Here is a 10,393-nt window from a genome sequence, read left to right on the forward strand (position 1 = left end):
CGCAAAGATAAACCTATTTCGTTTCAAAAAAAATGATAATTTTGTTTAGTATGCGTTTAATCGGTTAATCGGTTAGACGTTTAATCGATTAAACTAAATTTATGAAAAATATTGCCATCATCATGGGCGGTTATTCCAGCGAATACAAAATATCCTTAATAAGCGGAAACGTAGTTTACAAATTTCTTGACAAAGAAAAATATAACGGATTCAGAATCCACATTTTCAAAGAAAAATGGGTGTATGTTGATGACAATGACAATGAATTTCCAATAGACAAAAATGATTTTTCAACAACTGTAAACGGTACCAAAATTACTTTCGACTGTGTTTTTAATGCCATTCACGGAACACCGGGAGAAGACGGACTGATGCAGGCATATTTCGAATTAATTGAAATGCCGCAATCATCGTGCGATTATTACCAAGCAGCATTAACGTTCAATAAACGTGACATGCTTTCTGTTTTAAAACCATACGGTATAAAAACCGCCACTTCCTACTATTTAAACAAAGGCGACAGCATCAATACTGCCGAAATTGTAAAAACAGTTGGTCTGCCATGTTTTGTAAAACCAAATAAATCGGGTTCAAGTTTCGGGATTTCCAAAGTAAAAACCGAAGCCGAACTGCCAATTGCAATCGAAGTTGCGTATAAAGAAGATAACGAAATCATCATCGAAAGTTTCCTTGACGGAACCGAAGTTTCTGTCGGAGTTATCAACTATCAGGGAGAAATAATCGTTCTGCCGATTACCGAGATTGTTTCAGAAAATGATTTCTTCGATTACGAAGCCAAATACCAAGGGAAATCTCAGGAAATAACTCCAGCCAGAATCTCCGACGAAATGACCCAAAAAGTAAGCGAAGCTGCAAAACGTGCCTATGAAGTCTTGAAAATGAAAGGTTTCTCCAGAAGCGAATTCATCTTTGTAAATGGCGAACCGCACATGCTGGAAATGAATACTATCCCAGGATTAACAACAGAAAGCTTAATTCCGCAGCAAGCCAAGGCAGCCGGCATTTCATTGACAGATCTGTTTACCAATGCTATTGAGTTAGCTCTTAATTAAGATACTGAGTTTGTGAGATGCTAAGTTTTTAAACAATCAATATAACTTAGAAACTTAGCATCTTTTAAAAATCCTTAGTATATTTAGTAACTTAGAAACTAAAAAAATGGTTGATTATAAACAATATATCACAATAAATTCTGAAATTCGATTTGGGAAGCCAACAATAATTGGAACCCGAATAACGGTATTTGATGTTTTAAACTGGCTGGCAAATGGTATGTCAATCAACGAAATTATTGAAGACTACCCTGAACTTAAAGCAGAACAAATTAAAGCATGTCTTGCTTATGCTGCTGAAAGAGAACATAAAATTCAAATCGCATCGTGAATTTATTATTTGACCAAAATATTTCTTTCAGGATTGTCGCCAAAATAGCTTCTAATTTTCCAACAGCTAAACAGGTTAGACAACTAGGGATTGAAAATTTTTCAGATATTGAAATTTGGCAGTATGCTAAACAAAATAATTTCACAATAGTTACATTTGACGCTGATTTTTTTGATATATCGAATTTCAAAGGACATCCTCCAAAAATAATTTGGCTTCGTTTTGGCAATACAAAAACAGATTTTCTGGCAGATATAATAAATTCTAAAAACTCAATCATAAAAGATTTTATTAATTCATCTGAATATTCTGAAGTCTCATGTTTAGAAATTAAATAATTATTCGAAAAATCTCAGAATCTTAGCAGAGTCTAACAATCTTCAAAATAAAAAAATGAACAAGACCAGAATTGAAGCTTTCAGCGATGGCGTTTTAGCAATTATCATCACCATAATGGTTTTGGAGATAAAAGCACCCGAAGAAGATAGTTTTGAATCCTTAAGACATTTGATTCCAGTTTTCTTAAGCTATATTTTGAGTTTTTTGTATGTCGGAATTTATTGGAACAACCACCATCATATGTTTCAGGTTGTCAAAAAAGTGAATGGTTCTATTTTGTGGGGCAATCTTTTTTTACTTTTTTGGCTGTCTTTGATTCCGTTTGCAACAAGCTGGATTGGAGAACATCATTTTGCTGCAACGCCAATGAGTATTTATGGCTTTGTTTTATTAATGTGTGCCATCGCATATAATCTCCTTCAAAATAAAATCATAAAACTGGAAGGCAAAGATTCTATTCTGCATCGTGCCGTCGAAAAGGACTTAAAAGGCAAAATATCAGCACTAGCCTATCTTTTGGCAATTCCGCTTGCCTTCGCATCTCCATGGATTTCTGGACTAATTTATATAGCTGTAGCTATGCTTTGGATTGTTCCAGATTCTAGAATTGAAAAACTACTAAACTCTAAATCTTAGAAATGAAAAAAGCCATATTTCCAGGGTCATTCGATCCAATTACTTTGGGACACGAAGACATCATTAACAGAGGAATTTCATTATTTGATGAAATTGTAATTGCCATTGGTGTGAATGCCGAAAAAAAATACATGTTTTCACTCGAAGAAAGAAAACGTTTCATTGAGGAAACATTCAAAAACGAGCCTAAAGTCAAGGTTATTACTTATGAAGGCTTAACCATCGATTTGTGTCAAAAAGTTAAAGCCGATTTTATACTGAGAGGACTCCGCAATCCCGCCGATTTCGAATTTGAAAAAGCCATCGCTCACACGAACAGACGATTGTCCAAAATTGAAACTGTCTTTTTATTAACAGCAGCCCGAACTTCTTATATCAGTTCGAGTATCGTGAGAGATGTTATCCGAAATCATGGAGAATATGAAATGCTGGTTCCCGAAGCGGTAAGGGTTAAATTGCATAAGTAATATTTTATTGCATCATTAATAAAATCTTGTTTTTAAAAATATATTACACCAATAATACTACTACAAACTTGTAAAATTTATAATTAACCATAATTTTGCAGTCAAAAATAACACAAACAAAATAATGAGCTTCGAAAGAGAATTAAATAAACGCAGCAGTTCCCAATGTGAATTATGTGCTGCCACCGAAAACCTAAAAGAATTCCAAGTATTGCCTACCCAAAAAGGAGGTTTAGACGAAAGCATTTATGCCTGCTCAACTTGTATCGATCAGATAGAAAATCCTGGTCATGAAGATTTAAACCATTGGAGATGCCTAAACGACAGTATGTGGAATGAAAATATTCCTGTACAAGTTGTGGCTTGGAGAATGCTGAGCCGTTTGCGCAATCAAGATTTACTGGAGCAAATGTATCTGGACGAAGATACGCTGGCATGGGCTCAAGCCACAGGCGAAGGAGAAGATGATGAAAACAAAATCATCCACCGTGATGTAAACGGTGTGGTTTTAGCACACGGAGATTCGGTTGTTTTAATTAAAGATCTAAAAGTAAAAGGATCGAGCATGGTTGCCAAACAAGGAACTTCGGTACGTAACATTCGCCTAGATCACGAAAATGCAGAATACATTGAAGGAAAAGTAGATGGACAGCAGATAGTAATTATCACGCAGTACGTTAAGAAGATATAGTCTGCCAGATTACAGATTGCACAAAAAAGTCCTCGATTCCGAGGACTTTTTTTGTGCAGCCAATTTTAGTCTTACTATTTAATTCTAAAATCTTAATTCTTCTTCAACTAGCTTTTTTGAAATAATTTTTCTACCTGCTCTCTTGATAATGGCTCAGAAATATGAGTAGAACCTGCTTCTTTACTGGAAACCATAAATTGCACGGTAGTTTTGTCAGAGCTTGCAATATAATGAAGCCAAACGAAATTATTAGGTAATTCCAATTTCACATCATTCAAAGGGCTTGCAGTAAATCCTTTAGTTATGATTCCATAAAGGCTCTGGTATGCATTGTCAACATTTTTGAATGTAAAAGCCTTTAAAGATGGCTCATCATCATCAGATTGTACTGTAGTGTAGAAAAATGTAAACTCATCACCAATTTTTTGTACATAAAAACTATTATTTACTCTGCCTAATTTTTCAACAGGAACAGTTTCAAGAACTTTAATTTGGCTAAATCCAATAGAACTAATAAACAAAACAGCAATCGCAATAACTTTTTTCATAATTTATCTGGGGTTTTAATGATATACTCTACTTGGTAAGTATTTGCCAGCAAACATAATAATAAAAAAATTTAACTCCTTTATCAATCCTTTTTTTTATTAACATAAAATTGATTATTTTGTTTGTAATTTCAATTATAGCAAATAAAAAACAGCTTCACAAAAAAAAATTATACTATACATTCAAAATTATAAAGCCTAATTTACATTAACTACCATATAATTAGGATCCTCAATAATATTTACATCAATAATTGTTTCCGCATTTTTTAATAATCTGATACAGTCAGGGCTTAAGTGCCGTAAATGTACTTTTTTCCCAATCTTAGAATATCGCAGTGTAACTGTATTCAAAGCTTCAATAGCTGACATATCAGCAACGCGGCTTTCTTTGAAATCAATAATCACTTCATCCGGATCATTAAGCACATCAAATTTCTCTGTAAATACAGCTGTTGATGCAAAAAAGAGAGGCCCGTATATTTCATAATGCTTCACTCCTTTTTCATCAATATACTTTTTGGCACGAATTCGCTTGGCACTTTCCCAAGCAAAAACTAAAGCCGAAACAACAACTCCAATCAAAACTGCCAAAGCCAAATTATGCAGCAAAACGGTGACCAAAGCTACTATTACAACAACAAAAACATCGTGATTTGGCATTTTATTGATAATTTTTAAACTAGCCCATTCAAATGTCCCGATAGCAACCATGATCATTACTCCTGTCAAAGCAGCCATTGGCAGTTTCTCGATAACAGGTGCTCCAAATAAAATAATCAGAAGAATAGTCAATGAAGCCACAATTCCTGACAAACGCGCTCTAGAACCCGCAGAAAGATTTACTAAAGTCTGTGCAATCATTGGACAGCCTCCCATCCCAAAGAAAAAACCATTCAATATATTAGAGCTTCCCTGTGCGATACACTCGCGGTTACCATTCCCTTTAGTGCCTGTAATTTCATCTACTAAATTTAAAGTCAGTAATCCTTCGGTCAGTCCAACAGCTCCCATAATTAAAGCATATGGAAAAATCAATTGAAAAGTTTCCCAATTAAGTGGAATATTCGGAATATGAAATGGAGGAAAACCACCGCTGACTGATGCAATATCTTTCACTGTTTTAGTTTCAATTCCAAAGAAAAAAACCAATGCAAAGACCGTCATAATAGCTATCAATGAAGCTGGAACTGCTTTTGTCAATTTGGGCACCAGCATCACAATCGCAATAGTCAAAGCCGTTAAACCAGCCATAATATACATTGGATCTCCAGAAAGCCAGACTATTTTATTATTGACAACTGTTTTAAACTGCACCAGCTGCGACATAAATATCACAATTGCTAATCCGTTTACAAATCCAAACATAACTGGACGTGGCACCAGTCTAATAAATTTCCCTAATTTAAAAACACCAACTAAGATTTGCAGTACGCCTGCTAAAGTTACAGCAGCAAAAACATATTCCAGCCCATGCGATTTCATCAAAGCAATTAATACAATCACCGTTGCACCTGCTCCACCTGAAATCAATCCTGGTCTTCCTCCAAATACTGCTGTCACAAAACCTGCTATAAAAGCGGCATATAAACCCATCAAAGGCGGAAATCCAGCCAATATTGCAAACGATAATGATTCTGGAATCATCGTCATAGCTACAGTAAACCCCGCTAAAATTTCAGTTTTATAATTTACTTTCTGTGAGAAGTCGAATAAATTAAGTAGTTTTTTCATGAATAATTTTAGAATCAAACTGAGTACTGATTATTCTTCCTCTTTCTTAATCACCTTTCTGGCAACTTCAATTTTAAACTTCTTACCTTTCATTTTTTCGTCTTTAATATTATAAAGCAGCTCTTTCACTTTATTATATTTTACAGCTGCAAACGAAATAAAATCCTTTACTTCAATTAATCCTAAATCACCTTTTTCGAGTTTTCCTTTTTGAGAAAAGAAACCAACGATATCAATTTTATTTAACTTATTTTTCTTTCCGCCGCTAATATAAATAGTTTGAAACTCGGGCGGTTTTGGCAGATTTGTATTGTTTTCTACATTTAGAACCGGCATTCCATAATCAACATAGTCGAGCTTTTTTTCACTTTCATTTACAATAAGATAAGCGGTACCAGAGGCCTGCATACGGGCAGTTCTTCCGTTTCTATGTGTAAATTCATCTTCTTTTAATGGTAAATGATAATGGATTACGTGTTTCATTTCGGGAATATCCAATCCGCGTGCCGCCAAATCAGTAGTCACTAAATAACTCATACTCCCATTACGGAATTGAATCAAGGCTCTTTCGCGTTCCTCCTGATCCATTCCGCCATGATAATAAGTCGAGAAAATTCCTTTTTCGTTCAAAGTATCACTAATGCGTTCTGCTGCATCGCGATGATTACAAAAAATAATCGCCGATTGTGATTTTAAAGAACAGATCAAATTGAACAAGCTTCCCAATTTATCTTTTTCTTTCGAGATTATCATTTTGGTCTCCAGATTACTTTCCTTTTCTTCCTCTGTCGGAATAAAATCAAGAACTGTAGGATTTACAACTCTTGTATATTTTGGAATTTCAATATCTGATGTAGCCGAAACTAATACACGCTTGTTAAGCTTTGAAAGTTTTCCAATAATAAAAGACATCTGTTCATGAAAACCCAATTGCAGCGATTTATCAAACTCATCTAAGATTAAAGTCTGTATTTTATCTAATCGAAAAGTACCTCTGTCAATATGATCTGCAATCCGGCCGGGAGTTCCTATCAAAACAGCAGGCGGATTACTCAGGTTTTTGATTTCGGTATCAATAGAATGTCCGCCGTAGCACACATTTACTTTATAATCAGTTCCCATTTTTTTCCAAACCTGCTCAATCTGCAGTCCAAGTTCGCGTGAAGGAACTAAAATCAGACATTGAACCGATAAAATTTCGGGCTGCAGCATTTCTAAAACCGGCAGTAAAAATGCCAGTGTTTTTCCCGAACCTGTTGGAGAAAGCAATAAAACATTATTATCATTCAGGATAACATCCTGTGCAGTTTCCTGCATTTCATTCAGGCTTTCGATGCCTAAATTCAGCAATATATTGTTGGAGTGGTGTTTTTTATTCATTTTGCAAAGGTAATCAAAAATAATACTTTGCTTTAGCTCCTTTATTTCATAAAAACAGCCCAGGTACTTTTAAAAAGCTTCGGTAATTCTAAAATAAAAACCCCAGTCTCCACGGCCAGCAGCAATATCTATTCCTGCATTTACTTTTTGCCCTGCTTTTTCAATTACCTGATAGCGGGCACCAGCACCTATACTGGGCAATGGCTTGCTCCATGAAGCACCAGAATTATACCAATCACCAGACGCAGCACCTTCTTCGGATTTTCTATAAGCAATTCCGAGTCCTGCAAACCCGACATATCCCCATTTCTTGTAAAAATTATTTCGAAATTCAGATTGAACGGTGTAGGTTTGATTTCCTCTATACTCCCCTTGTGTATAACCTCTTAGATCTGTCTGACCGATATAATCCTGCGAAGCAAATGGAACATCGCCAAAATTAGCTTTCATCGCAAAACGGCTTGCTAAAATTTTATGATCACCTAACTTTTTATAATGATTTACATATAACATTGTTTTTATAAAATCATCCTTGTTATCCAGCCATGAAGGAATTACAGAGAATCTGCCATCTATAAAGATTCCTGAACTGGGGTTATAAACACTGTTGCGAGTATCATAAGTAATGGGTACAGAAAGCGAATTAATATTATTTAGCTCCACAGCCTCACTTCCATCAGGAAGCGTAACGATTACATCTGAACGCATCATGAATCCCCCGATTCCTAAATAAAAATTTTCGAAAACTCTTCGCTGCAGTGCAAAAGCAAACAAACTTCCCTTTGTCGTATATGGCGTTTCATAAACACCTGTAACTCCTCCAGTACCGCCATCCTCAAAATCCTGAAACGCCTGAAAATTATAATTTATAAATCCAACGGCTGTAAGTATTCTCCAATAATCTTCCTTCAAATAAAGACGCGTTCCCAGCATCATATAATAAGAATCGTTTGTAGCATAATTACCAACTGCCATAACTCTGGAAAGAGGTGCTTTTTTGGAATTATCAGCCTTAAAAAGTCCCATGGCAATTACCCCTGCTCCAGCTCCCTGAGAACGGTCATACGTTAAGGTAGGCATAGGCATAAAAGCAAATTTCTTTTCCTTTTTTTTAACCGTATCAGTAATGGTATCTATATTAACTGCCAGTTTTGACTTTAGGATTTCACTTTTGGCAGAAAAAAACGTTCTATTTTTAGTATACGGAAAAGCATAAAGAATATTACAGATAAATGCTATTAACAGAATTCTTTTTTTCATTTTGAAACAGGCTTTAAAAAATACAATAAACTGCTGAAGTATAACAAATCTAAGATACTTTTTTGGACAAAAAAATAATTTTAAATTAATTACATTTGAAACCTATCTACAAAATTAGTCTTATGCAATTTATCCGCTTTTGTTTCCTGCTGCTTACAGTTTCAGTTTTTGCTCAGCAAAATGACAGATACAATACTTTTTATGAAAAAGGAAATGGAAACCAATCGGCAGATTATAAAGAAACAATAGCTTTTTATACACTTTTGGCTCGTGAATTTTCAACTGTAAAAATGGAGAAAATGGGTTTGACAGATAGCGGAGAACCTTTATACATGATTACTTTTAATACCGAAAAAAAATTCGATTTTGATGTAATTCAAAAAAATAAAGCAGTATTGCTTATCAATAACGGAATTCATGCAGGAGAACCGGATGGCATAGATGCAACGATGCAGCTGTTTCGGGATCTGGCCCTGAATAAAATAAAAGCTCCTAAAAACACTGTTATTGTTACTATACCTGTATACAATATTGGCGGTGCTCTGAATAGAAACTCAACATCAAGAGCCAATCAGGATGGACCGGAAGAGTATGGTTTTCGTGGTAATGCCAGAAACTATGATTTGAATCGGGATATGATTAAATCTGACACACGAAACACCAAAAGTTTTGTTGAAATTTATCATAAAATAAACCCGGATGTTTTTATCGACAACCATGTTAGCAATGGCGCCGATTATCAGTACAAACTGACTTATATTATGACACAGCACAATAAACTTGGGGTCATTTTAGGCGATTACATGAATACCGAGATGATGCCGTTTATTGAAAAAGATCTGGAACAGAAAAACATTCCAACAACACCTTATGTCAATGCATTTGGAGAAACTCCTGACAATGGTTTTACTCAATTTTCGGATACACCCAGATACACAACCGGGTATGCTTCATTATTCAACACAATTGGTTTTGTAGTAGAGACACACATGCTGAAAAAATATGCAGATCGTGTGAAAGCTACCTATGAATATATGATTAGTACTTTAAAGTTTATTGAATTAAACCACCAGAAAATAAAAGAATTGCGCGCTAAAAACGAAAAACAATACAAACCGAAAGAAAAATATCCAGTTGAATGGAAAATTGACAGTTCTAAAGCAACCGCTTTTTTATTCTCCGGATATGAAGCTTCCTATAAAAAAAGCGAAGTGACTACTGGAAAAAGATTATTTTATGACAGAACAAAACCATATCAGAAGAACGTTCCTTATATAAAAGAATATAAGTCTGTGAAAGATATAATCATCCCAAATGCGTATATCATTTCAAAAAACTATTGGAATGTCATTGATTTATTAAAAAGTAATAATTGCCAATACAGTCAATTAAAAAAAGATACCATTATTGAAGTAGAAAGCTACAGAATATCCGATTTCAAAACTTCGGGCCAGGCTTATGAAGGACATTATCCCCACCGCAATACCAAACTGATTACAACTACAGAAAAAATTGCTTTCTCAAAAGGAGATTATGTATTTTCGACAGAACAAAAGGCTGTAAAATACCTGCTGGAAACCTTAGAGCCAGAAGCAGTAGATTCCTTTTTTAACTGGAACTTTTTTGACACCATTCTGCAGCAAAAAGAAGGCTATTCAGAATATGTCTTTGAAGATTCAGCAGCACAGATTCTCAAAGAAAATCCAGTTCTAAAAACTGAATTGGAAACCAAGATCACTAAAGATCCTGCTTTTGCAAAAAACAGCGAAGCACAGCTGGATTGGGTTTATAAACATTCTAAATATTATGAAAAAGCTCATCTTCAATACCCAGTTTACCGATTAATGAACTAATAAAAGTAATTAATTCAAGTTGCTAGTTAGAAAATATAAAAAGTAAGCATCAAAAGTGAGAAATTTGGTTTACGACAACTA

11 protein-coding genes are annotated in these 10,393 nt (G+C 34.7%); 7 read left to right on the top strand and 4 right to left on the bottom strand.

Translation table 11 applies throughout. The annotated features are described in order from the left end of the window. Positions 1-101: 101 nt before the first annotated feature. The 6 genes from ABEG11_RS17495 to ABEG11_RS17520 all read left to right on the top strand — a co-directional run bounded on the left by ABEG11_RS17495 (position 102) and on the right by ABEG11_RS17520 (position 3,537). Positions 102-1,073 (top strand): D-alanine--D-alanine ligase, encoded by a 972-nt coding sequence (locus tag ABEG11_RS17495; RefSeq protein ID WP_348825476.1) that lies wholly within the window; start codon positions 102-104, stop codon positions 1,071-1,073. Between the two features lie 106 nt (positions 1,074-1,179). Beyond that, entirely contained in the window at positions 1,180-1,404 is a 225-nt protein-coding gene (locus tag ABEG11_RS17500; protein WP_348825477.1) for a DUF433 domain-containing protein, read from the top strand. Then, complete coding sequence (locus ABEG11_RS17505; protein ID WP_348825478.1) at positions 1,401-1,742, top strand: DUF5615 family PIN-like protein; 342 nt, start codon at positions 1,401-1,403, stop codon at positions 1,740-1,742. The genes ABEG11_RS17500 and ABEG11_RS17505 overlap by 4 nt, the downstream gene beginning before the upstream one ends. Before the next feature lie 55 nt (positions 1,743-1,797). Continuing rightward, a complete protein-coding gene (locus tag ABEG11_RS17510) occupies positions 1,798-2,379 on the top strand; it encodes a TMEM175 family protein (protein ID WP_348825479.1) in 582 nt (193 codons plus the stop codon). 2 nt (positions 2,380-2,381) lie between these two features. Continuing rightward, positions 2,382-2,846, top strand: a complete 465-nt coding sequence (gene coaD, locus ABEG11_RS17515; protein WP_100430051.1) for a pantetheine-phosphate adenylyltransferase — start codon at positions 2,382-2,384, stop codon at positions 2,844-2,846. Between the two features lie 124 nt (positions 2,847-2,970). Further along, on the top strand, positions 2,971-3,537 hold the full coding sequence (locus ABEG11_RS17520) for a PhnA domain-containing protein (protein WP_348825480.1): 567 nt from the start codon (positions 2,971-2,973) through the stop codon (positions 3,535-3,537). Positions 3,538-3,644: 107 nt separating this feature from the next. Here ABEG11_RS17520 and ABEG11_RS17525 read toward each other — a convergent pair whose 3' ends face one another. The 4 genes from ABEG11_RS17525 to ABEG11_RS17540 all read right to left on the bottom strand — a co-directional run bounded on the left by ABEG11_RS17525 (position 3,645) and on the right by ABEG11_RS17540 (position 8,459). Continuing rightward, positions 3,645-4,085, bottom strand: coding sequence for a hypothetical protein (locus ABEG11_RS17525; RefSeq protein ID WP_348825481.1), 441 nt, complete (start codon positions 4,083-4,085; stop codon positions 3,645-3,647). Between the two features lie 198 nt (positions 4,086-4,283). Beyond that, positions 4,284-5,819: a SulP family inorganic anion transporter gene (locus ABEG11_RS17530; protein ID WP_348825482.1), complete on the bottom strand. Its 1,536-nt coding sequence runs from the start codon at positions 5,817-5,819 to the stop codon at positions 4,284-4,286. Between the two features lie 30 nt (positions 5,820-5,849). Beyond that, complete coding sequence (locus ABEG11_RS17535) at positions 5,850-7,199, bottom strand: DEAD/DEAH box helicase (protein ID WP_348825483.1); 1,350 nt, start codon at positions 7,197-7,199, stop codon at positions 5,850-5,852. A gap of 69 nt (positions 7,200-7,268) precedes the next feature. After that, complete coding sequence (locus ABEG11_RS17540; protein WP_348825484.1) at positions 7,269-8,459, bottom strand: BamA/TamA family outer membrane protein; 1,191 nt, start codon at positions 8,457-8,459, stop codon at positions 7,269-7,271. A gap of 122 nt (positions 8,460-8,581) precedes the next feature. Here ABEG11_RS17540 and ABEG11_RS17545 point away from each other — a divergent pair, with 122 nt between their 5' ends. Beyond that, a complete protein-coding gene (locus ABEG11_RS17545; RefSeq protein ID WP_348825485.1) occupies positions 8,582-10,312 on the top strand; it encodes a M14 family metallopeptidase in 1,731 nt (576 codons plus the stop codon). The last annotated feature ends 81 nt before the right edge of the window (positions 10,313-10,393 follow it).

The organism is Flavobacterium aestuarii, assembly GCF_040049115.1.
In the GTDB taxonomy this organism is placed as follows: Bacteria; Bacteroidota; Bacteroidia; order Flavobacteriales; family Flavobacteriaceae; genus Flavobacterium; species Flavobacterium aestuarii.

Coding starts and splice junctions, on each gene's coding strand:
- ABEG11_RS17495 (WP_348825476.1), top strand. CDS start 102: ATGAAAAATATTGCCATCATCATGGGCGGTTATTCCAGCGAATACAAA.
- ABEG11_RS17500 (WP_348825477.1), top strand. CDS start 1,180: ATGGTTGATTATAAACAATATATCACAATAAATTCTGAAATTCGATTT.
- ABEG11_RS17510 (WP_348825479.1), top strand. CDS start 1,798: ATGAACAAGACCAGAATTGAAGCTTTCAGCGATGGCGTTTTAGCAATT.
- coaD (WP_100430051.1), top strand. CDS start 2,382: ATGAAAAAAGCCATATTTCCAGGGTCATTCGATCCAATTACTTTGGGA.
- ABEG11_RS17520 (WP_348825480.1), top strand. CDS start 2,971: ATGAGCTTCGAAAGAGAATTAAATAAACGCAGCAGTTCCCAATGTGAA.
- ABEG11_RS17525 (WP_348825481.1), bottom strand. CDS start 4,085: ATGAAAAAAGTTATTGCGATTGCTGTTTTGTTTATTAGTTCTATTGGA.
- ABEG11_RS17530 (WP_348825482.1), bottom strand. CDS start 5,819: ATGAAAAAACTACTTAATTTATTCGACTTCTCACAGAAAGTAAATTAT.
- ABEG11_RS17535 (WP_348825483.1), bottom strand. CDS start 7,199: ATGAATAAAAAACACCACTCCAACAATATATTGCTGAATTTAGGCATC.
- ABEG11_RS17540 (WP_348825484.1), bottom strand. CDS start 8,459: ATGAAAAAAAGAATTCTGTTAATAGCATTTATCTGTAATATTCTTTAT.
- ABEG11_RS17545 (WP_348825485.1), top strand. CDS start 8,582: ATGCAATTTATCCGCTTTTGTTTCCTGCTGCTTACAGTTTCAGTTTTT.